At 71.7% G+C, this 21927-nt stretch carries 17 protein-coding genes, 1 tRNA gene and 1 pseudogene; 9 read left to right on the forward strand and 10 right to left on the reverse strand.

What is annotated here, in order from left to right:
* Window positions 1–21: 21 nt before the first annotated feature.
* The gene (locus AOQ53_RS26495) at window positions 22–1722 is read right to left on the reverse strand and encodes a LuxR family transcriptional regulator AbsR2 (RefSeq protein ID WP_059421131.1); all 1701 of its coding nucleotides are present in this window, start codon (window positions 1720–1722) and stop codon (window positions 22–24) included.
* A 122-nt stretch (window positions 1723–1844) separates the two neighbouring features.
* On the opposite strand from AOQ53_RS26495, the gene absR1 reads away from it, so the two are divergent.
* Window positions 1845–2930 (forward strand): beta-glucuronidase AbsR1, encoded by a 1086-nt coding sequence (gene absR1, locus AOQ53_RS26500; RefSeq protein WP_059421001.1) that lies wholly within the window; start codon window positions 1845–1847, stop codon window positions 2928–2930.
* Window positions 2931–3932: 1002 nt separating this feature from the next.
* Here absR1 and AOQ53_RS26505 read toward each other — a convergent pair.
* On the reverse strand, window positions 3933–4613 hold the full coding sequence (locus AOQ53_RS26505) for a TetR/AcrR family transcriptional regulator (protein WP_059421004.1): 681 nt from the start codon (window positions 4611–4613) through the stop codon (window positions 3933–3935).
* Between the two features lie 137 nt (window positions 4614–4750).
* Between AOQ53_RS26505 and AOQ53_RS26510 the strand changes: the two genes are divergently transcribed.
* The 3 genes from AOQ53_RS26510 (at window position 4751) to AOQ53_RS26520 (ending at window position 9942) form a co-directional block, all read left to right on the forward strand.
* On the forward strand, window positions 4751–6193 hold the full coding sequence (locus tag AOQ53_RS26510; RefSeq protein WP_059421006.1) for an MFS transporter: 1443 nt from the start codon (window positions 4751–4753) through the stop codon (window positions 6191–6193).
* 123 nt (window positions 6194–6316) lie between these two features.
* The gene (locus AOQ53_RS26515; protein ID WP_059421008.1) at window positions 6317–8170 is read left to right on the forward strand and encodes an ABC transporter ATP-binding protein; all 1854 of its coding nucleotides are present in this window, start codon (window positions 6317–6319) and stop codon (window positions 8168–8170) included.
* A complete protein-coding gene (locus AOQ53_RS26520) occupies window positions 8167–9942 on the forward strand; it encodes an ABC transporter ATP-binding protein (protein WP_078945516.1) in 1776 nt (591 codons plus the stop codon). Before AOQ53_RS26515 ends, AOQ53_RS26520 begins: the two co-directional genes overlap by 4 nt.
* Window positions 9943–10022: 80 nt before the next feature.
* Here AOQ53_RS26520 and AOQ53_RS26525 read toward each other — a convergent pair.
* From AOQ53_RS26525 to AOQ53_RS26530, 3 genes and pseudogenes are all read right to left on the reverse strand, one after another.
* Window positions 10023–10096, reverse strand: a tRNA-Pro gene (locus tag AOQ53_RS26525).
* Window positions 10097–10662: 566 nt separating this feature from the next.
* Window positions 10663–10840: pseudogene (locus AOQ53_RS46580) on the reverse strand (GntR family transcriptional regulator); the annotation flags it as partial.
* Window positions 10841–11839 carry a LacI family DNA-binding transcriptional regulator gene (locus AOQ53_RS26530; RefSeq protein ID WP_059421009.1) on the reverse strand — a complete coding sequence of 333 codons (999 nt, stop codon included), beginning with the start codon at window positions 11837–11839 and terminating at the stop codon, window positions 10841–10843.
* Between the two features lie 111 nt (window positions 11840–11950).
* Between AOQ53_RS26530 and AOQ53_RS26535 the strand changes: the two genes are divergently transcribed.
* Window positions 11951–13114 carry a Gfo/Idh/MocA family protein gene (locus AOQ53_RS26535; protein ID WP_059421011.1) on the forward strand — a complete coding sequence of 388 codons (1164 nt, stop codon included), beginning with the start codon at window positions 11951–11953 and terminating at the stop codon, window positions 13112–13114.
* Window positions 13115–13117: 3 nt separating this feature from the next.
* Here the strand turns inward: AOQ53_RS26535 and AOQ53_RS26540 are convergent, their stop codons facing one another.
* Entirely contained in the window at window positions 13118–13729 is a 612-nt protein-coding gene (locus tag AOQ53_RS26540) for a TMEM175 family protein (RefSeq protein WP_078945517.1), read from the reverse strand.
* Between the two features lie 75 nt (window positions 13730–13804).
* Entirely contained in the window at window positions 13805–14839 is a 1035-nt protein-coding gene (locus tag AOQ53_RS26545) for a LacI family DNA-binding transcriptional regulator (RefSeq protein WP_059421013.1), read from the reverse strand.
* 108 nt (window positions 14840–14947) lie between these two features.
* On the opposite strand from AOQ53_RS26545, the gene AOQ53_RS26550 reads away from it, so the two are divergent.
* The 4 genes from AOQ53_RS26550 to AOQ53_RS26565 all read left to right on the forward strand — a co-directional run bounded on the left by AOQ53_RS26550 (window position 14948) and on the right by AOQ53_RS26565 (window position 19023).
* A complete protein-coding gene (locus AOQ53_RS26550) occupies window positions 14948–16105 on the forward strand; it encodes a phytanoyl-CoA dioxygenase family protein (RefSeq protein ID WP_059421014.1) in 1158 nt (385 codons plus the stop codon).
* 8 nt (window positions 16106–16113) lie between these two features.
* Window positions 16114–16890 carry an SDR family oxidoreductase gene (locus AOQ53_RS26555; protein WP_059421015.1) on the forward strand — a complete coding sequence of 259 codons (777 nt, stop codon included), beginning with the start codon at window positions 16114–16116 and terminating at the stop codon, window positions 16888–16890.
* A 115-nt stretch (window positions 16891–17005) separates the two neighbouring features.
* On the forward strand, window positions 17006–18010 hold the full coding sequence (locus AOQ53_RS26560; protein WP_059421017.1) for a Gfo/Idh/MocA family protein: 1005 nt from the start codon (window positions 17006–17008) through the stop codon (window positions 18008–18010).
* Complete coding sequence (locus AOQ53_RS26565) at window positions 18007–19023, forward strand: Gfo/Idh/MocA family protein (protein WP_059421018.1); 1017 nt, start codon at window positions 18007–18009, stop codon at window positions 19021–19023. Before AOQ53_RS26560 ends, AOQ53_RS26565 begins: the two co-directional genes overlap by 4 nt.
* Window positions 19024–19071: 48 nt before the next feature.
* On the opposite strand, the gene AOQ53_RS26570 is transcribed toward AOQ53_RS26565, so the two are convergent.
* From AOQ53_RS26570 to AOQ53_RS26580, 3 genes are read right to left on the reverse strand one after another with little or no spacing between them, the layout of a single operon-like run.
* A complete protein-coding gene (locus AOQ53_RS26570; RefSeq protein WP_059421022.1) occupies window positions 19072–20091 on the reverse strand; it encodes a Gfo/Idh/MocA family protein in 1020 nt (339 codons plus the stop codon).
* Window positions 20092–20109: 18 nt separating this feature from the next.
* A complete protein-coding gene (locus tag AOQ53_RS26575) occupies window positions 20110–21012 on the reverse strand; it encodes a sugar phosphate isomerase/epimerase family protein (protein WP_059421024.1) in 903 nt (300 codons plus the stop codon).
* 1 nt (window position 21013) lies between these two features.
* Window positions 21014–21925 carry an ATP-binding cassette domain-containing protein gene (locus AOQ53_RS26580; RefSeq protein WP_059421027.1) on the reverse strand — a complete coding sequence of 304 codons (912 nt, stop codon included), beginning with the start codon at window positions 21923–21925 and terminating at the stop codon, window positions 21014–21016.
* Window positions 21926–21927: the final 2 nt, after the last annotated feature.

Here is a 21927-nt window from a genome sequence, read left to right on the forward strand (position 1 = left end):
GGACTTCTTCTGCAAAAAGCCTCAGGCCGACTGGGCTTGCGGGACTTCCGTCAGCCAGGGCAGGGCGCCGCGGTCGCTCGCGCCGAGGCGGGCGTAGGCGCTGTACAGGTGGTTGCCGACGGTCCGGATCGACAGGGTGAGGCGTTCGGCGATCTGCCGGTTGCTCAGGCCCGCCGCCGCGAGCGTGACGATCTGCCTTTGCCGGGCGGTGAGTTCGCCGAGGACCAGCCCGGACAGGGCGGGTGTGCGGGCGCCCTGGCAGCGCCGGGCCAGGGCGACGGCCCGGGTGCGGGAGTGCCGGGCGGCGCTCGGATCGCGGTGGGCGCGCACGGCCTGGGCGTGCGCCTCCGCGGCGAACAGCGTGAAGCCGCGCCGCTCCAGCTCCTCGGCCACCTCGTCCAGGGCCGGGCCGTCGGCACGGGTCAGCGCGTCGGCGTGCCGGGCGAACACGCCGGTCAGCCGGTCGATGCCCTTCTCGGGGGCGCCGAGACGGACGGCGTCGTAGGGGTCGGTGAGGGCTTCGAGGTCCAGGTCCCCCCGGCTGTCCACCGGTGCGGAGGCGCGGGTGATTTCCTCCCGGCACGACGCGTCCCCGGGATCGCCCCGCAGGCCCTCTCTCGCCCAGGCCTCCGCCTCCCTCAACTCGCCCCGCAGCCGGGCGAACCGGGCGCGTACGGCGGCGTACCGGCCGGGCAGCGGGCCGCCCTCGGCGACCAGCCACTCCCCCACCGGCGTGGGCATCGCCCGTACGTCGTCCCGGTCGATACGGCGGGCCAGTGCAGCCGACTCGGCGTCGAGCGCCGAGGCGTACGCGTCCGGCGTCCGGGACAGCCGGCGCGCCCGCAGCCGGCCCGCCGCCGCCCTGAGCACCGGGCCGTGGAGGGGGTGGGCGAGACGGACGCCGCCCAGGTCGTCGACCTCGATCAGGCCGTCGGACTCCAGGACTTCGAGGGCTCCGAGGTCGAGGTCGTCCAGTGTCGGCGACAGGGGTTCGGCGAAGGCGAGGCGGTCGAGGGTCTCCCGTTCGAGCGGGCAGGTACGGCCGAGGACATGGGCGGTGCGTTCGCGGACGGCCGTGGTCAGTGGCACCGGACCCCGCCACGCCCGTTCGTCGGTGCCCGGCACGGGGGTCAGCAGTCCGCGGACGGCCCCCAGCAGGTCGCGCAGCAGCCGCAGGTCCCCCTGGCTCAGGCGCCGCAGCCGGTTGACGGTCAGCGGCTCGAGAGGTCCGGCCCCGGCTGCCGCGAGCAGTTGCGCGCTCTCCTCCTCGGGCAGCCGTTCCAGGGCGAGTCGCGGCAGCAGCTCACCGGTCCACAACCGGGAGATCGCACCGGGCGCCGGGCTGCCGTCCGTGGCGACGACCAGCAGGCGGGTGCGGCCGTGCACGGCGAGCTGGTGGACCAGGGCGGCGGAGGCGTCGTCGAGCAGCTGGGCGTCGTCCACGACCAACGTCCGTACGCCCGACAGGAGCTGGACCGCGCGGTGCAGGGTGACCGCCTCCGGCAGCAGATGGGCGAACGCGGCGAAGGGGATGGCCCGGGTCTCGGGCGTACCCGCCGCCCGGGCGCAGTCGGTGCCGCGGAGCGCCTCGGTGACGAGGCGGGTCTTGCCGCAGCCCGCCGGGCCCGTCACCACGATGCCACGGCGTCCGCCGGCCAGGGACCGGCGGACCAGCTCCAGTTCGTCCTCCCGCCCGGCGAACGGCCAGGGCAGCTCCAGCATCGTCGCGTCCCGCTCGTAAGTCGTCACACATGCATGAGCGCGGTTACTCACTTCTGATACAGGGCGACTTGAGTAGCCCCCGACTCAGGCGCCCGGGACCGGCCGGGGGGCAGGCTGTGGCCATGACCGCACGCTACTGCTCGCTGGCACAGGCGCCGGCGCCCGCCTTCGCACCCGGGCTGGCGGCCGAGCGGCTGAGCGCGCTCGTGAGCGGGCGGCGGATGTGGGTCAACGGCACGGTCCTGCACTACTGCTTCTTCGACCGTGACACCGACGCGTCCGTCATCCCCGTGCCGGGGACGGGGATGACGCGACGGGTGTCGTGGGCCGGCGCCAGGGAGCAGCGGGACGTGGTACGCGAGTGCTTCGAGGAGTGGCAGAACCTCGGCATCGGGATCACCTTCGCCGAGGTCGACGACCCCTCGGAGGCCGAACTGCGCATCGGGTTCCAGCTCGGCGCCGGCTCCTGGTCGGCGGTGGGCCGGGACGCGCTGCCGGCCGGCCGGCACGAGCGCACCATGAACTTCGGCTGGGACCTGACCGCGCCCGGGGAGCGCGGGACGGCCCTGCACGAGATCGGGCACGCGCTCGGCATGCTGCACGAGCACCAGAGCCCGTTCGCCGGCATCCACTGGGACGACGAGGCCGTGTACGCCGAACTGGCGGGCCCGCCCAACCACTGGAGCCGGGAGCGGACGCACTACAACATCCTGCGCAAGCTCGACCCGGACGAGGTCAACGGCTCCGCCTGGGACCCGCATTCGATCATGGAGTTTCCGTTCTCGTCGGGGCTGGTCCTGGAGCCGGAGCAGTACCGTGCGGGTCTCAACCCGCCCGGCACCCTGTCCGCCGCCGACAAGGAGTTCGTGCTCCGCTGGTATCCGCCGGCACATCCGGCGGGTCCGCCCGCGCTGGTGCCGTTCCGCTCGGCACCGCTCGGTCTCGGGCCGGGCGAGCAGGCCGATTTCGTCGTCGACCCGCCGGAGACCCGCACGTACACGCTGGGCACCTTCGGCGACAGCGACGCCGTCGTCGTGGTCTTCGAGGAGCGGGACGGGGAACCCCGCTACCTCGCCGGGCAGGACGACGGAGGAACTGCGCACAACGCCACGATCAGCGCCCGGCTCGTCAAGGGCCGCCGCTACTTCGTCCGCGTACGCCTGTACTCCGCCTGGGGTTCCGGCGAGACGGCGGTGATGTGCTGGTGACGGCACGGATCCGCCGTGCGGGCATCTGAGCCACAGTCCGGCGCCGGGGGAAGGGTCGAGGACGTCGCCTCATCGGGGGTGGGTGACGTCCTCGACCACGCCATGCGTCGGCCACGGTGGCGGGCGGCACACCGGCTCGCTCGTCGGGCTGGACACCGGCGCGCCCCCCTCCTGGACGACGTGGACCCACTGCGCTTCCCCGGCGTGCCGGAGCCGGCCGCTGGGTCTGACGGGGGGCGATCTGCACTGGCGGGAGGTCACGGCGGCGTGCGCTTAGAGATGGCTAGTGCCCCGGCAGGCAACGTTTGCCCGTCAAGGAGCGGCGTCCGGTGCGTGCTCTGGGGGTACCCCCTGCTCGAAGAGCTTGGGGGAGTGCCGGCCGGAAGCCCTCGTGCTGGATGTACTCGGGCTTACGGCCGGTGCGGCGAGAGGGCGTGCCGGGTGTCGCGACGGGGCGAACGTCGCCTGCCGGGGCACTAGCGCGGCACCGCGCACACCATATGACTCCCGACTGGTCCCCGGATCCGTACCTGCGCCGTGCCCCACCGTGGAGACGCCGGGCTCGCGACCTGGTTGACTGCGCCCGCACACTGAGGATGTTCGGCGAGTGCGTGCCGGCTGTTCCACCACCTGAAACGGGCCGGCATCGGCGACGTCAACTTCGGTCGTTCGCCCTCGTCCGGGACCACGCCACGCGCACCTACACCTATGCCCCGGACCGGCGGTTCACCTCCGAGGACCTGGGCATGGCCGCCGAACCCCGCTACCCGAACACCTGCCTCGCCCAGCTCGCCGAACCGCTCCGGCCCGGCAGGCCGCGCACCGGCGCCCGCCCCTGACAGCCCGCGCTCACCCCCGATGCCGCTCCGGGGGTCCGGGGCCCCGGGGGTCCGGGGCGGCAGGTCCGGGGCGGCGACTCGCCGACCCTGCGGGGCCTGGCCGCGGTCACGCTCGCTCTTCTGCCGGCCTTGGGGAAGTGGCGGCCCGGCCCGTTGTCCGTGCTCAGCCGACACCACGGGAGGTGGCTTGTGCGAGCAGACCGTCGACGAACGTGCGGAGTCCCTGGGGGTAGCTGTCCCGTGCGGCCAGCGCGGCCCATCGGACACCGATGGCGGCCAGGTGGGGCACACGGGACGGGTCCAGGTCGTCGCGGTAGGCGAAGGGCCGGCCTTCGTCCCGTCGGCGGGCGGAGTGGGCGCGGACGAGGACCTCGCCGACGGTGTAGTACCAGATGTTGCGGAAGACGTCCACGCTCTGTTCGGGTGTGCATCCGTAGTCGTCGGCACCGGCCACGATGGCTTCGACCATCCACATCGCCGATTCGTCGAGGAGGCCGACGAACCCGTCGGCCGAGAGCACCTCCGCGGCCCATGGCCAGGCCGCGAGGGCGTCGTGCATCGCGGTGGCGGCCGTGATGATGCGCTGCCGTGGGTCACCGGGCAGCTGCGGGCGTTCGATCTGCTCGATGTGGTGATTGAGCAGGAGCAGCAGCAGGTCGTCCTTGTTCCGGATGTGGTGGTAGAGGGTCGTCGCCCCGATGCCCATCTCGGCGGCCAGGCGGCGGATCGTCAGCTTCTCCCAGCCGTCCTGGTCGATGAGCCGACGGGCGGCCACCAGGATCTGCGCACGGGAGGTCAGGGGTGGCCGGCCGGTGCGGCCGTGCGGCGCGGGCGCTCGGGACATCGTCCCATCATGCCGCCCCGCCGTCCTCCGCCTCGAAACGGGTGCGGTTCAGCTTTCGTGTTCACGGCGGCCTGCCTCGTGCTAATTTCGGAACATGTTCGAAAAGTCAAAAGGCAGCGTCGGGAAGGGAGTTCGTGATGACGGATAGTTCCGGTGCTCGGCCAGGTCTCACGCTCGCCGCGGTGGCCCTCGTGCAGTTCATGGTGTCGCTGGACCTGTCGGTCGTGAACGTCGGACTCCCGCAGATCGCCGTCGGCCTCGGCTTCAGCGCGGTGGGCCTGACCTGGGTGATCCACGCCTACGCCCTCACCTTCGGCGGGCTGCTCCTGCTGGGTGGCAAGGCCGCCGACCGGTACGGCCGCAGGCGGATCCTGCTGCTCGGACTCGGCCTGTTCGGGCTCGCCTCCCTCGTCGGCGGGTTCGCCCAGGAACCCGGCCACCTTGTCGCCGCCCGAGCGGCACAGGGCATCGGAGCCGCCGCGCTGGCTCCGGCCGCACTGGCGCTGCTGACCGCGACGTTCCCCACGGGCAGGGCCCGCATCCGGGCCTTCGGGGTATGGAGTGCGACGAACGCCGCCGGCGGCGCCCTCGGCGTCTTGTCAGGCGGCCTGCTCACCGAGTACGCCAACTGGCGATGGGTCATGTTCGTGAACGTGCCGATGGCCGCTTGTGCGCTGGCCCTGGCCCGGCGCGGCGTCGCCGGCGGCCGGCCGACCGCTCGCGGTGGCCGTCCGGACGTGCTCGGTGCCGTCCTGGTCACGGCGGGCATGACCCTGCTGGTGTTCGGCGTCGTGCGCACGGATCAGTATGCGTGGACCTCGCCGGTCACCCTGGCGACTCTGGCGGTCGCCGCCGCACTGCTGGCCGCGTTCATCTGTGTCGAGCTGACCACCGCCCGCGAACCTCTGATCCGGCTCGGCCTGTTCGCCAACCGCTCGGTCACCGGCGCGAACGTCTACACGCTCCTGGTCGGTGCGGCCATGACCTCCTGCTTCTACTTCGCGTCCCTCTACCTCCAGCAAGTCCTCGGGACGGGGCCGGCCCGGACCGGGATCATGTTCCTGCCGTTCGCCCTCGCAGTGGTCGCCGGCTCCGTGTTCGCCGTCACATTCGGCCACCGTCTCGTCCCCTGCACCCTTCTGGTCATCGGCGGACTCCTGGCTGCGACCGGGCTCGCCTGGTTCGGCCTGATCAGCCCCGCTGGCACCTTCACCACCGACGTCCTCGGGCCCTCGATCGTCACCGGCGGCGGCTTCGGGCTCTGCCTCGGACCGGTCGCCTCCCTCGCCACCGCCGGCGTCGCGCCCCACGAGACCGGCACCGCCTCAGGCCTGCTCAACAGCTCACGCCAGATCGGCGCCGCACTCGGACTCGCCGCCCTCGGCGCCGCGGCGCACCATCGCACCGGCCCGGCCGCCACACCCCAGACACTCAACGACGGATACGCGCTCGGGCTGACCCTCAGCGCCGCGCTCCTGGTCTGCGCAGTCCTCGTCGCCCTCGCCGTCCTGCGTCGAACCAGTCCACCGTCACGCGTTGAGCGGACCGATGACCGTGATCTGCTCCCCGCCCGGGGTTGACCATGCGGGCGAGCCGTTCGTCCGGGGGTCCTTGATCACGGCGTGTTACGACGGCACGCCCACCGACGACCTCGGCTCGGCTACGGGCCTGGTCGCGACGAGATCGACGAAGACAGGAGGACCATGAGCACCACCGACCTCGCCACAGCGAGGGGGCAGTCCACACCACACCAGTCCACACCGCCAACGGATGCCGGTTCCACGGCGGGACGGAACATGGCGAGGCTGCTGCGCCCCTATTACTTGAGTTTCGCCGCCGTTGTGACCCTGCAGGTCATAGGCGCCCTCGCGGGTCTGATGCCGCTGCTGGCGGTCGTCGAACTGGGGCGCACTCTGCTGGCGCCCGGCCCGATCGATCACGGTCATGTCTGGTTCGTCGTGATCGCGGGTGCGGTCGGCTTGTTCCTCCGACTGCTGTTCACGGCCGCGTCGTCAGGAATCGGGCACATCGTCGACGGTCAGGTGCAACTGACGTTCCGCCGGCAACTGGCCGCGCAACTGGGGCGCGTACCGATCGGCTGGTTCTCCCGGCGCGGTACCGGCGAGCTGGCAAAGATGGTGGGCGAGGACGTCAGCGCCGTGCACCCGTTCATCGCCCACACTCCCGGCGAGCTCGTCTCCGCCTTCGTGGTGCCGCTGGTGTCGCTGATCTACCTCTTCACCATCGACTGGCGGCTCACACTGATCACGCTGATACCGGTCGTGCTGGCAGTGGCGCTGGTCCCCCTGATGATGACCCCGACCCGGCTGCGTGAACAGGAGGAGTTCGATGCCGGCATGGGGCGGATCGCGAGTTCGGTCGTCGAGTTCGTCCAGGGCATCGCGGTGGTCAAGGCCTTCGGCGGAAGTGAGCGCGCCCACCGTACGTTCCTGACGGCCGTGGACGATTTCGTCGGCAGCTTCTTCCGGATGGTGCGCGGGCTCGCCGGGGTCGCCGCCGGGATGCAGGTGGCGCTGTCGCCCCCATTCGTGCTGCTGGTCGTGCTGATCGGCGGTACGGTTCTCATCACCACCGGTGACATGGCCGCGGCCGACCTGCTGCCCTTCCTGCTGCTCGGATTGGGCCTGACCGCTCCGGTGGCGGCCCTGGGCCACGGCTTCGACGATGTGCAGGCCGCCCGGCGCGCGATCGGCCGGATCCGGGACGTGCTCGAGGTGCAGCCGCTACCGGAGCCCACGCACCCGGCCACGCCCCAGGGGCACCGGGTGGAACTGCGTGACGTCCGATTCGGCTACGAAGCCGATCACGAAGTGCTGCGCGGGATCGACCTGGTGCTCGAACCGGGGACGGTCACCGCGATCGTCGGGCCGTCGGGAAGCGGGAAGTCCACGCTGGTGCAGCTGTTGCCACGGTTCTTCGACCCGACCCACGGTTCGGTCGCCCTCGGCGGCGTCGATCTGCGCGAGCTCGGCAGCCGGGAGCTCTACCGGAAGGTCTCCTTCGTCTTCCAGGACGTCCGGCTGCTGCGCGCGTCGGTCGCGGACAACATCGCGCTGGCCGTACCGCACGCCGAGTTCGACGACGTGGTGCGCGCCGCCCGGCTGGCGCACATTCACGATCGGATTCTCAGGCTGCCCCGCGGATACGAGTCGGTGATCGGTGAGGATGCCGGGCTGTCGGGCGGCGAGGCACAGCGGATCTCCCTCGCACGCGCACTGCTCGCCGACGCGCCGGTTCTCGTGCTCGACGAGGCGACCGCCTTCGCCGACCCGCAAACCGAACAGGCGGTGCGCCGCGCACTGGCGACGCTGGAGGGCACACAGACGATCCTGGTCATCGCCCATCGCCTGGAGACGATCGCTGAAGCCGACACCGTCGTGATGCTGGACAGCGGGTCGATCGTCGAGCGCGGCAAGCCCGCCGAACTGCTGGCACAGAACGGAAAGTTCGCCGCGTTCTGGCAAGCCCAACGGTCGGCGATCGCCGACCGGACCGAAGCCCGCAGTGGCGTACGGCAGGGAGGCGAGCCCCGATGATTCGAATGCTGCTGCGCGTGCTGGGGCACGAGTACGCCCAGCCGGTGCGTCGCGCCGTGGCCCTGATGACGGCGACCGCCCTCGTCGAGGGTTTGTCCTACGCCCTGCTGGTTCCCGTGCTGCGGGCACTGTTCGGGAGCACACCCGAAGACGCCTGGCCCTGGCTGGTCGCGTTCGGGGCCGCGGTCGCCGTCTACGCGGTGCTGCGTTATGTCAGCGATCGGTCCGGTTTCCTGGCCGGGACCACGCTGTTGCGCGGCACGTACCACCGTCTCGGCGACCATCTGGCCCGACTGCCCATCGGCTGGTACGACTCAGGCCGCCTGGGGGAGGTATCCGTCCTTGCCAGCCGCGGCGTCCTCCAAGCGATGAGCGTGATCGCGCATCTGCTGGCACCGTTCATCTCCGCCTGCGTGACCCCCCTGACGATTGTTGCCGTCATGCTGGCCTTCAACTGGCAGATGGGGCTGGCCGCGTTGGCCGCCGTTCCGATCGTGGCGGCGATCCAGATGCGGACGGGACGCTCGATGGCCGCCACGGACACGGAGCGCCACGAACGCGACCACGAGGCCACCGGGCGAGTCATCGAGTACCTCCAGGCCCAGCCGGTGCTGCGCGCCGGCGGCCGGACCGCCGAACGCTTCCGGGTGCTCGACGACTCGTTGCAGGAAGTCCAGCGCGCCTCCCGCCGAACCGCGCTGTCGGCGCTGCCCGGCGTGGTGGGTCTGGCACTCGCGGTGCAGACGATGTTCACCGTCGTGTTGGCCCTGGGCGCCTACCTCGCACTCGGCGGGGACATCGGTGCGGCGGAGATCCTGGCGATCCTGGTGCTGGCCGCCCGCTGCGCGGATCCGCTGCTGTCGCTGTCGGACATCGGCGGCAAACTCCGCGGCGCGCGTTACGAGTTGGCGCGGCTCGAGGCGGTATTGCGCACCGAGCCGCTGCCGGAACCAGCCGAACCGATCCAACCGGTACGCCACGATCTGGAGTTCGAGTCCGTCGCCTTCCGGCAGGGCGACCGCACGGTGATCGACAACGCGTCGTTGTCCGTGCCGGAGGGACAGCGGCTTGCCGTTGTCGGACCGTCAGGTGCGGGCAAGAGCACATTGCTGCAACTGATCGCGCGGTTCTACGACGTGAACGCGGGCGCGGTGCGCGTGGGAGGGGTGGACGTGCGCGCTGTCAACACGGAGGCGTTGATGGCGCAGATCGCCATCGTCTTCCAGGACGTCTATCTCTTCGACGGCACGATCGAGGAGAACGTACGCCTCGGCCGTCCCGACGCCGACGAAGCCGAGGTGCGGGCGGCAGCCACCGCGGCGCGGCTGGACGAGGTGATCGAGCGGCTGCCCGGCGGTTGGGCGGCGAATGTCGGCGAGGGCGGCGCACTGCTGTCGGGCGGTGAACGCCAGCGTGTTTCGATCGCGCGGGCACTGTTGAAGAACGCGCCCATCGTGCTGCTGGACGAGGTGACCTCCGCGCTGGACCCGGTGAACGAGGCAGCCGTCCACGAGGGCATCGAGCGCCTGATGGCCGGCCGGACGGTGGTGATGGTCGCGCACCGGATGCGGACCGTCCAACGTGCCGATCACGTCGTCTTTCTGGACGGCGGCCGGATCGTGGAGAAGGGCACCCACGACGAGCTGCTGCGCCGCGGCGGCCGCTACGCCGATTTCTGGAATGCAGGGCGCTGCGGTGTGATCACCTTGCCGACCGATGAGGATGGCAACGCCGTGGAGCCCAGCAAGGTGGACGGCTCGGTCTTGTCGTAGCACCTACGTCGGCACGACCAACGATCAAGAGGCCGTGTCGGATTCCTCCGATACGACCTCTGACCTGTGACTCTTACGAGTCGGGACGACAGGATTTGAACCTGCGACCCCTTGACCCCCAGTCAAGTGCGCTACCAAGCTGCGCCACGTCCCGATGCGGCTCGCGCGGTCGAACCCGCGTGATCACGCAGGTCAACCCTACCGCATCCGCACACCGGACCCTCGTGGGAGTCGAGCGGTGTGTGAGCCGGTGGCGTGCGGAGGGAGGATCGCGTACGCGTCGGCGGCCGAGATGTGCCCCGGTCCAGCCGACGAGGCCAGCCGTCGACACGGCGACGGCGAGGGCGGCCCACCAGGGCAGTTCCGAGTTGGTCGCGTGCCCGGCGCAGGACGCGAGGGCGAGGAGCCCGTGACGGCGCCTCCCGTCGCTTCGGCTCGCCGGACGCGCCGGTCGCGCACCTCATCCACCCGTCGCTCCCCCTTTGCACCCGACCAGGGCGTAGAGGCCGAGACGGACACCTCGGTCCGCTCCACCGCTCAGCGGGCGCCGATGAGCGCCCGCCCGGCGCGAACTGCGTACGGCGGCAAGGCCGATGGAGACGGTCGCGCAGTCATGGCTGGGCGCTGTTGAGGAAGACGCCGGCCGCGGTCAGGGCGAACCAGATCGCCGAGATGCGCGGGAGGCGGCCAGGGCGGTGGCGCCGCCCGCCCGCCTCGCGCGTCGGCCACGGCCTTGGTCATCGGCCTGCCGAGGACGGTCAGTTCGGCCAGCCGCTCGTAGCTCGCCGCCACGGCCGCCTTCGCCGCACAGCCCTTCCAGCACCATGCGGTACTCGGTGATGGCGACCGCTTCCTCCACGGTCACCACCCGCACCCGCGAACCGCGCTTGCGGATCCGCTACGACGGCCGGCCCGTCGTCCCCCGGACCTCCAGCGTCGGCGCCGCCAGATGGAGCCGCCCCTCTCCCCCGGGCCGCTCGAACCGGTCGAGGAGGAAACGGGCGGCGCGGCGGCCGACCTCGTGACCGGCGTTGTCGACGGTGGTGAGCCACAGGTGGCGCAGGCGGGAGATGCTCGTGTTGTCGTAGCCGACGACGGACACGTCGTGCGGGACGCGCAGGCCGAGCTCCTCCGCCGCCGAGAGGGCGCCGACGCAGGTGATGTCGTTGACGGCAAAGACGGCCGTGGGGCGGTCGGGCCGGCTCAGGAGGCGGACGGTGGCGCGGTAGCCGCCCTCCTCGGTCATGTCGCCGGTCTCGACGACGGCCCGGTCCGCAAGGCCGTGGGCCCGCATCGTCGCCTCGAAGCTGCGGCGGCGCAGTTCGCCGACGGCTCCGTAGCCCGCGAGGTGCGCGATGCGGCGGTGGCCGAGGCCGATGAGGTGCTCGGTGACCAGCCGGGCGCCCTGCTCGTCGTCGCCGGCGACCTGGTCCACCCCGGGTGGCACGGGCTCACGGGCGCCGGCCAGGACCACCGGCATCCGCTCGGCGACCGCGCCGAGGGCCGCCGGGCCGGGCAGGGTGCCGACCACGACCAGGCCGTCGACGCGGAGGTCCAGGAGCGGATCGGCCGGGTCCTGGCCGGTGCGGCGGTTGAGGCGGGCGTCCGCGAGCAGCATCTGCAGGCCATTGGCGTGCAGGAGGGAGTTCAGGCCGTCGAGGAGCTCGACGAACCACGGGTTGCGCAGGTCGTTCAGCAGGACACCGACCGTGCGGGTGCGCTGCTCACTGAGGCTGCGCGCGGCGGCGTTGGGCCGGTAGCCGAGCTCCTGGGCGGCGTGGAGCACGGCCTCGCGCTTCTCCGGGCGTACCTGGTCGGAACCGCGCAGCACCAGGGAGACCAGTGACTTGGAGACGCCAGCCCGTTCGGCAACGTCGCGGATCGTCGGCGGTCTCATGGGATGGACCGTTCCATGCGGGTCGGCGCCTTGTCAAAGGGTTGACAGCGACGGGAAACCGCGCCCAGGGTGGGCTGGACAGGTTCTGGAACGGTCCAAAGAGGGGCTCTCATGGTGGACACGCTCGGCGTCGCCGTCGTCGGTTTCGGCTGGATGGGGCGGGTGCACACCCAGGCGTACGCGCGCGTGCGGCACCACTATCCGCAGCTGCCCCTCGTTCCGGAGCTGATCACGGTCGCCGAGGAGGTGCCGGGCCGGGCGGAGGAGGCCGCCGCGCAGTTCGGGTTCGCGTCGACCACGCGGGACTGGCGCGAGGTGGCCGCCGACCCCCGGGTGCAGGCGGTCAGCATCACCGCGCCGAACTTCCTGCACCGCGAGATCGGCGTCGCCATGGCCGAGGCGGGCAAGCACATCTGGATCGAGAAGCCGGTGGGTCTGACCGCCGAGGACGCCCGTGCGGTGGCGGACGCGGTGGCCCAGGCGGGTGTGCAGAGCGCCGTCGGCTTCAACTACCGCAACGCGCCCGCCGTCGAGGCCGCCCGCGAGCTGATCGCCTCGGGGGAGATCGGCACGGTCACGCATGTCCGCATCCGGCTGTTCAGCGACTACGCGGCCCATCCCGAGGGCGCGCTGACGTGGCGGTACGAGCGGGAGCGGGGCGGCAGCGGCGTGCTGGGCGACCTGGCCTCGCACGGCACGGACCTGGCCCGTCACCTGCTGGGCGACATCACGTCCCTGACGGCCGACACGGCGATCTTCCTGCCGGAGCGGGCCCGTCCCACCGGGGCTACGGCGGGCCACAGCCGCGCCTCCGGCGGCGAACTCGGCCCGGTCGAGAACGAGGACTACGTCAGCTGCCTGCTGCGTTTCGCCTCCGGGGCGCGCGGTGTGCTGGAGGCCTGCCGGGTCTCGGTCGGCGAGCAGAACAACTACGGCTTCGAGGTGCACGGCACCAAGGGCGCGGTGTTCTGGGACTTCCGCCGCATGAACGAGCTGGGGATCAGCCGCGGCACGACCTACCAGGACCAGGCCGTGACCACGGTGTACGTCGGCCCGGGCCACGGCGAGTTCGCCGCGTTCCAGCCCGGCGCGGCGAACGCCATGGGGTACGACGACCTGAAGGTCATCGAGGCGTACCGCTTCCTCCGGTCGGTCGCCGAGGGCACTCCGCACGGGGCGACACTCGCGGACGCCGTGCACAGTGCGGCCGCGCTGGACGCGATGGCGCGGTCGGCGTCGAGCGGTGCCTGGGCGGACGTGACCGCGGGGGCCTGACGTTCAGCCCGCCTTCTGGAGGCGGCGGCCGGTGACGAACCTCACCGGGAGGAGGACGAGCCACAGCCACATGGCCGGGGCGCCGGCCACCAGGGCCAGCGGGACGGTCACGGCGAACACCACCACCAGCGTGGCGCTCTCGAGGAGGTAGGGCGTGCTGCCGGTATCGGAGGGGGTGCCGTCGCGGAGCCACGGGCGCTTCGCCAGGACGGCGGCCAGTGCCAGATGGCAGGCGCCGAGCGCTGCGACCGCCGCCGCGTAGACGGCGACCGACACGGGCACGTCGCCGTACTCCGCGAGCAGCCTGGTCGGGAAAGGCACCAGGGCCGCGACACCCAAGCCGGTGAGGGACAGGATGATCACGTGTCCGTCGACCTCCCGTACGTCGCGGAAGATCCTGCGGTGGTCGCGCCAGAAGCTGCCGAGCACCGCGACGCTGAGTGCGTAGGCCCCGAGGTCCGGGAGCAGCCGGCGCAGCGCTTCGTGATACCCGTCCGCGTCCAGTTCCCGCGGGACGTAGAGGTCCAGGACCAGCAGCGTGATGGCGATGGCGAACACGCCGTCGGCGAGGGTCAGCAACCGGTCCGGCCCGCCGTCCGGGCGCGAAGTCCACATGAGGACGACGTTAGGGGCCGTGGCGCACGCCGTTCCGGATACACGCCGGGGCCCCGGCCCCGGCACCGACCCGGCTCACACGGCCGTCGCCTGCGGCGGCAGGTTGTACGGCGTCACCACCTGGATCGCCGACGGCAGCGACGGCCCGGCCGGCGGCAGCGCGCCGTGGGCCCGCATGACCGTGTGGCAGGCCTCGCGCACGTCCTGGCGCAGGTCGTGGTGGAGCACGGCGGACAGGCGGTGCGCGCGCAGCAGCCGGGTGTTGTCGTGGTCGAGGTCGTGCGCGACGAACACGGCGCACTCGCGGCCGAGGTCGTCGAAGGCCTTCAGCGTGGCGATGTTGCCGCCGCCGATCGAGTACACCGCGCGGATGTCCGGATCGCGTTCCAGTGCGGCCCGGACGAGGTCGTACTGGGTGGCGTCCAGCCCCTGCCCCTCGGCGATCTCGACCAGCGTGCGCTCGGGGTGCCGGGCCCGCATGGCGCTGCGGAAGCCCATCTCGCGCTCCTCCTCGTTGCGGAAGAAACCACTGCTGAGGCTGGTGAGGATGTTGCCCGGGCGCTCCCCCAGCCACTGGCCCATCAGATACGCGGCCGTCGCGCCCGCCGCCCGGTCGTCGATGCCGACGTAGGCGAGGCGGGCGCTGGCGGGCAGGTCGGTCACCAGGGTCACGACCGGGATGCCGGCGGCTTCGAGGCGGCCGACGGCGGCGGTGACCTCGGGGACGTCCGGGGCCTTGAGGATCACGCCCTGGGAGCCGCGCCGGGCGATCCGGTCCAGGGTCCGCACCAGTTCCCCGACCGGGCCGGTCTCGCGGAAGTGGAAGCGGGAGCGCAGCACCGCCGGGTGCAGGGACGGCAGCTCGGCCTCCAGGGCGGCGCGGATCGCGCTGGTGAAGCGCTCGGGCGCCTGCATCACGATGTCGACCATGAACGTCCGGCCCACGAGCCGGACCTGGGTGCGCTGCCGGTCCAGGTCGGCTATCGCCCGGTGCACCTCCCGCGCGGTGCTCTCCCGGACCCCGCCCCGGCCGTTGAGGACCCGGTCGACGGTCGCCTCGCTCAGGCCCGCCTGACGTGCGATCTCCCGGATAGGGAACGGGTGGCCCATGCGCCGGCTCCTTGAGGGGTTTTTGATGGCTGCCTGCTGGTTGTTCGAGGGGTTTGTACTGACAAGAATGACAGGGCTCCGTCGCTCCGTGACCCCGAAGGGACGACGATGTCCTTCACTTCCGTACACCCCCGCGTCTGGCTGTCCGAGCAGGACTGCGATCTCGACGCGTTCCGCGCGCTGGTCGAACGGGCGACGGACCCCGCCGACTATCCGCACGCCTCGGCCGTGGAGCGGAACGTGCCGGTCTACGACACCGGCCTGCTCGAAGGCGACCGGGTGGTCCAGGCCGAGCTGGTGCGCGCGCTCGCCGAGGGGCCCGGCATCGTCGTCTTCCGGGGTGCCTTTCCCGACCCGGCGGTCGTGGACCGGGCCACCGCCGTGTTCGACGCCCTGATCGCCGAGCAGCGCGCCTCGGGCGCGACGGCCGGTGACCACTTCGCGAAGCCGGGCGCCAACGACCGGGTGTGGAACGCGCTGGAGAAGGCGGCCCTGTACGACGCGGAGGCGTTCGCCGACTACTACGCCAACGACGTCCTCGCCCTGGTGGCGACGGCCTGGCTGGGCCCCGGCTACCAGGTCACCTCGCAGCTCAACGTGGTCAACCCGGGCGGCGCCGCCCAGACCGCGCACCGCGACTACCATCTGGGCTTCCTCTCCAACGAGGTCGCCGCCGCCTACCCCGGGCACGTGCACCGCCTCTCCCCGGTGCTGACCCTCCAGGGCGCGGTCGCGCACTGCGACATGCCGGTGGAGTCGGGGCCGACGATGTATCTGCCGCACTCGCAGAAGTACGGGCCGGGCTATCTCGCCTGGCGGCTCCCGGAGTTCCGGGCGTACTTCGACGCGCACCAGGTGCAGCTGCCGCTCGCGAAGGGCGACGCGGTCTTCTTCAACCCGGCCCTCTTCCACGCCGCCGGCACCAACCGCTCGGCGGACATCCGGCGCATGGCCAACCTGTTGCAGGTGTCGTCCGCGTTCGGGCGCGCGATGGAGACCGTGGACCGGGAGGCCGTGACCAACGCGGTGTACCCCGTGCTGCTGAAGCGGAAGGCCGAGGGCGCGAGCGACGCGTGGCTGGCCAATGTCATCGCGGCGAGCGCCGAGGGCTACCCCTTCCCCACCAACCTCGACAGCGACCCGCCGGTCGACGGCCTGGCCCCGCCCTCGCAGGCGGATCTCGTACGGCGGGCCCTGTACGAGGAATGGACGCCGGAGGCGCTCCGCGCGGAGCTGCGGGCCGGTACCGAACGGCGAGAGAGCTGAGGAACCTCGTGGGACTTCTCGACGACAAGGTCGTCCTGGTCAACGGCGGCAGTCAGGGTGTCGGCGCCGCCATCGCGCGGGCCGCGGTCCGCGAGGGAGCGGTCGTGGCCGTCACCGGGCGGCGCCCCGAACCCGGCGAGGCCCTGGTGGAGGAGCTGACCGCCGCGGGCGGCAAGGCCGTGTTCGTCCGGGCCGACCTGTCGGACGCCGGGCAGGCGAAGGCCTCCGTGGCCCGGGTCGTGGAGACGTACGGCCGTGTCGACTGCCTCGTGAACTCCGCCGGGCTGACCTCCCGGGGGACGCTGCTGGACACCACGCCCGAGCTGTTCGACCAGCACATAGCGATCAACCTCAAGGGGCCGTTCTTCGCCATGCAGGCTGCGGTCGCGGACATGGTCGCGCGTCAGGCACCCGGCACGATCGTCAACATCATCACCTCGTCGGCGCACGGCGGGCAGCCGTTCCTGGCGCCGTACGTCGCCGCGAAGGCCGGGCTGATCGGCCTGACCCGCAACGCCGCGCACGCGCACCGGTGGGACCGGGTGCGGATCAACGGGGTGAACATCGGCTGGACGGCGACGGAGGGTGAGGACGCGACACAGCGCGCCTTCCACGGCGCCGGGGACGACTGGCGTGAGGAGGCCGCCGCGAAGCTGCCGATGGGCAAGCTGGGCCAGCCGGATGAGATCGCCGACTTTGTTGTGTTCCTGCTGTCGGAGCGGTCCGGGGTGGTCACCGGGTCGGTTATCGATTGGGATCAGAACGTGTTGGGCGGACTCGACTAAGGATTCGCCGCACATTGTCGTCTGTCGTGTGCGGCGCCGTTGTGGCTGGTCGCGCAGTTCCCCGCGCCCCCAAGGGCATAGAACCACTCCCCGTTTACAGCTAGGAGCAACACCCATGCGTATCGGAATCCTCGGTCTCGGCCGCATCGGCGCCTTTCACGCCGAGACCCTGTCCGGGCTCGACGCCGTCGAGTCCCTCGTCGTCACCGACCCGTTCGCGGACGCCGCCAAGGCCGCCGCCGAGCGGTTCGGCGCCGAGGTCGTGGACTCGCCGGAGGCCCTGCTGGCCGCCGGCGTGGACGGCATCGTCGTCGCGGCCGCGACGGACGCCCATCCCGCGCTGATCCTGGCCGGGGTCGAGGCCGGCATCCCCGTCTTCTGCGAGAAGCCCGTCGCCAGGACCATGAGCGAGGGCGTCGAGGTGCTGAAGGCCGTCCAGGGCAAGGGCGTGCCGATCCAGATCGGCTACAACCGCCGCTTCGACACCGGTTTCGTCAACGCCCGCGCCGCCGTGCAGGGCGGCGAGCTGGGCAAGCTGCACACGGTCCGCTCGACCACGCTCGACCCGGCGCCGCCGCCCGCCGCGTACATCGCAGCCTCGGGCGGCATCTTCCGCGACTGCTCGGTGCACGACTTCGACATCATCCGCTGGGTGACCGGCCGTGAGGTGACCGAGGTGTACGCCGTGGGCGGCAACCGCGGTGCCGACTTCATCAAGGAGGCCGGTGACGCCGACACCACCGGCGCGATCCTCACCCTGGACGACGGCACCATCGCGGTGGTCTCCAACTCCCGCCACAACGCCCGAGGTTACGACGTGCGCATGGAGATCCACGGCTTCACCGACTCCATCGCCGTCGGCCTGGAGGACAAGCTGCCGCTGCGCTCGGTCGAGCCGGGCGTGACCTTCCCGGCGGGCACGCCGCACGACTTCTTCATGGACCGCTTCACCGAGGCCTACCGCGCCGAACTGACCGCGTTCACCGAGGTCGTCGCCGGCACCCGCCCCTCTCCCTGCACGATCGAGGACGCCCTGGAGGCGGGCTGGATCGCCGAGGCGTGCACACTGTCGCTGCACGAGCACCGTCCCGTGACGATCGAGGAGGTACGGCAGGCATGAGCGAGAAGGACCGGGAACCCCTGCGCATAGGCGTACTGGGAGCCGCGCGGATCACCGGACGCTCCCTGATCGACCCGGCCCGGGCGACAGGCCACCGTCTCGTCGCGGTGGCCGCCCGCGACCGCGCCCGAGCCGAGGCGTTCGCCGCCGAGCACGGCGTGGAGCGGGTGGCGGATTCGTACGCCGAGCTGGTGGCCGATCCGGAGATCGACGTCGTCTACAACCCACTCGCCAACGGCCTGCACGGCCCGTGGAACCTGGCCGCCCTCGCGGCGGGCAAGCACGTGCTGTCGGAGAAGCCGTCGGCGAGCAACGCGCGGGAGGCGGCGGAGGTACGGGAGGCCGCCGGGAAGTCCGGGACGGTCTTCATGGAGGCCTTCCACTACCTCTTCCACCCGGTCACCCGCCGCCTGCACGAGCTGCTGGACTCCGGTGAACTCGGCGAACTGCGGCACGTCGAGGCGATGGTCGCCATCGCCGCCCCGCCGGACACCGACCCGCGCTGGTCGCTGCCGCTGGCCGGCGGCGCCCTGATGGACCTGGGCTGCTACAGCCTGCACGCGCTGCGCATGCTCGCCCCCTGGGCGGGCGGCGCGCCCCGCCTGGCCGGGGCCCGGGGCGGGGAGCGCGCGGGCGCGCCCGGGGTCGACGAGTGGCTGGACGCCGACCTGGAGTTCCCGGGCGGCGCGACGGGCTCGGCCCGCTGCCACATGGCGTACGGCGGGCGGGACATGAGCATCCGGATCACCGGGTCCCGAGGCGAGGCGACGGCCCCGAACTTCGTGCTGCCCCAGATGGACGACCGGATCGTGGTGCGCACCCCGGAGGGCGAGCGCACGGAGCACCTCGGGACGCGCTCGTCGTACACGTACCAGCTGGAGGCGTTCGCCGCCCGGGTGCGAGACGGTGCGGCGGTGCCGCTGGACGCGGACGACGCGGTGACGACGATGGCGCTCATCGACGACTGCTACCGCGCGGCCGGGTTCGAGCCCCGGCCGCGTACCAGGGTCTGAGAACACGCCGGACGGGCCGGGGGCGCGCCCCCGGCCCGTTCGGCCCGTTCACCCGTACAGCGCGGGCTTCTCGGCCAGTTCGACCTCGACCCGGCCGCCGTCCTCCAGCGCCCGCACCCCCGCCTCGCACACCGCGGCGGCGGCGTAGCCGTCCCAGGCGCTGGGGCCGGTGACCTCGCCGCGGCGGGTGGCGTCGACCCAGGTCTGGATCTGACGGTCGTAGGCCGTCTCGAAGCGTTCGGTCCAGTCCTGGGCGATGGTTCCGCCCCAGCGGCCGGCCATGTTGGTGACCAGGGCGTGGCCGTCGCCGATGCGGGCGGTGCCGCGTTCGCAGACCACCTCGGCCTGCACCTGGTAGCCGAAGCCGCAGTTGACGAAGATCTCCACGTCGGACAGGGCGCCGCCGTCGGTCTCGAAGACGACGAACTGCGGATCGCGCAGTCCGTCGGGGGCGTTGGCGGACGGGGCCGGGCGCAGCACCGTGACCGCCGTGATCTCGTGCCCCAGCAGCCAGCGGGTCACGTCCGCCTCGTGGGCGACGGAGTCGCTGATGAGCATGGAGCTGGTGAAGAAGGGCGGGCTGGCCACGTTGCGGTGCCGGTTGTGCAGCATCAGCGGACGGCCCAGCTGACCCGTCGTCAGCAGGGCCCTGAGCTTCGCGTACTCGGGGTCGTAGCGGCGCATGAAGCCGACCTGGACACGGCGGTGGCCGAGGCGCAGTTCGGCTTCGAGGACGCGCAGGGCGGAGGCCGCGTCGGGGGTGAGCGGCTTCTCGCACAGGACGGGCAGGTCGCGCTCGAAGGCCGCGAGCAGCGTGGCCTCGTGGGCCGGGCCCGGGGAGGCGATCAGGACGGCGTCGACGTCGGCGGCCGCCAGCGCGGCGGCCGGGTCGGTGTGGGCGCTGCAGCCGTCGACGCGGGCGGCGACGGCCTTCGCGCGCTCCGCGTCGACGTCCGCGACGGCCACCACCCGTGCTCCGCTGGTGACTTCGTGGAGGCGGCGCACATGGTCGGCGCCCATTCTTCCGGTACCGATGACCGCGACTCCCAGGGTGGCGCGCTCAGTCATGGCCGTCCTTTCGGATCGTCAGGCGCCGCAGGACCTCAGGAACTTGCGGGTGCGCACCGCGATCGGCAGCGGCTTGTCCGGCTCGCACGGGTACATGTCCTGCTCGACGATGGCGAACAGGTCCACGCCCAGCTTCTGTGCGGCCGTGAGCACCGGACCCAGCTCGGGCACACCGGCGGGCGGTTCGCACATGACTCCCCGCGCCACGGCGGGGCCGAACGGGACCTCGTTCCTGACCACGTCGGCGAGGATGTCCGGGTCGACCTGCTTGAGGTGCAGATAGCCGATGCGCTCGCCGTACGTCTCGATCAGCTTGACGCTGTCGCCGCCGCAGTAGGCGTAATGCCCCGTGTCCAGGCAGAGATTGACCGCGTCGGAGTCGGTGGAGTCGAGGAACTGCTCGACGTGCTCCTCGGTGTCGATGTGGGTGTCGGCGTGCGGGTGGACGACGATGTCCAGGCCGTACGTGTCCTTCACCTCACGGCCGAGGCGCTCCATGCCCGTGGTGAGGTTGCGCCACTGCTCGGTGGTGAGCTCCGGCGGCTCCAGGATCTCGGCGGTCTTGTCGTCCCGCCAGAAGGACGGGATGACCACCAGGTGCTTCGCGTCCATGGCCTGGGTGAGGGCGGCGACCCGGCTGACCTGCTCCCAGGTGGAGTCCCACTCGGAGGGGCCGCGGTGCAGGCCGCAGAAGATCGTGCCGGCGGAGACCTTCAGGTTCCGCTTGGTCACCTCGTCGGTGAGCCGGGCCGGGTCGGTCGGCAGGTAGCCGTACGGGCCGAGTTCTATCCACGAGTAGCCGGCCTCGGCGACCTCGTCGAGGAAGCGTTCCCAGGGCACCTGCTGGGGGTCGTCGGGGAACCAGACGCCCCAGGAGTCGGGGGCGGAGCCGATCCGGATGCGGTCGAGCGCGAGGGCCATGTCAGGACTTTCCTTCCGAAGACGTGGCTACGGGGGCGGTGAGGTCTCCCTCTTCGGGGAGCTCCTCGACGTCGACGCCGCGCACCTGGGCCAGCTCGTGCTTGAGGGAGGCCAGTTCGGTGCCGCCGGCCATGTGGTTGGTCAGCTCCTCGAGGCTGACCTCGCTGCGGGAGGCGGACAGTTCCATGGTGCCCAGGCGCAGCACGCTGAAGTGGTCGCCGACCATGTAGGCGTGGTGCGGGTTGTGGGTGATGAAGATGACGCCGAGGCCCTTCTCGCGGGCGGCGGCGATGTACTTCAGCACCACACCGGACTGCTTGACGCCGAGGGCGGCGGTCGGCTCGTCCAGGATGAGGACGCGGGCGCCGAAGTAGACGGCGCGGGCGATCGCGACGCACTGGCGCTGGCCGCCGGAGAGCGTGCCGATGGGCTGTTCCATGTCGTCGAGGACGATGCCCATGTTGCGCAGTTCCTCGTCCGCGGTCTTCTTCATCTTCTCGATGTCGAGACGGCGCAGGGGCCAGGGGCCCTTGGTCATCTCGGAGCCGAGGAAGAAGTTGCGCCACACCGGCATCAGCGGGACGACGGCGAGGTCCTGGTAGACCGTGGCGATGCCCTTGTCGAGGGCCTCGCGCGGGGTGGAGAAGCGCACCGGTTCGCCGTCGACGAGGAACTCGCCCTCGGTGTGCTGGTGCAGACCCGAGATGATCTTGATGAGGGTGGACTTGCCGGCGCCGTTGTCGCCGAGGACGCAGGTGACCTGGTTGGGGAAGACCTTCAGGTCGACGCCGTGCAGGGCGCGGATGTTGCCGTAGGACTTGCCGGCGCCGCGCAGCTCGACGAGGGGGCGGTCCCCTTCGGGCGGGGTGTCCATCAGGACGGCACCGTGGGTGCCGGTTTCGTTGCTGGTCATTG

The sequence above is a fragment of the Streptomyces azureus genome, assembly GCF_001270025.1.
GTDB lineage: Bacteria > Actinomycetota > Actinomycetes > Streptomycetales > Streptomycetaceae > Streptomyces > Streptomyces azureus.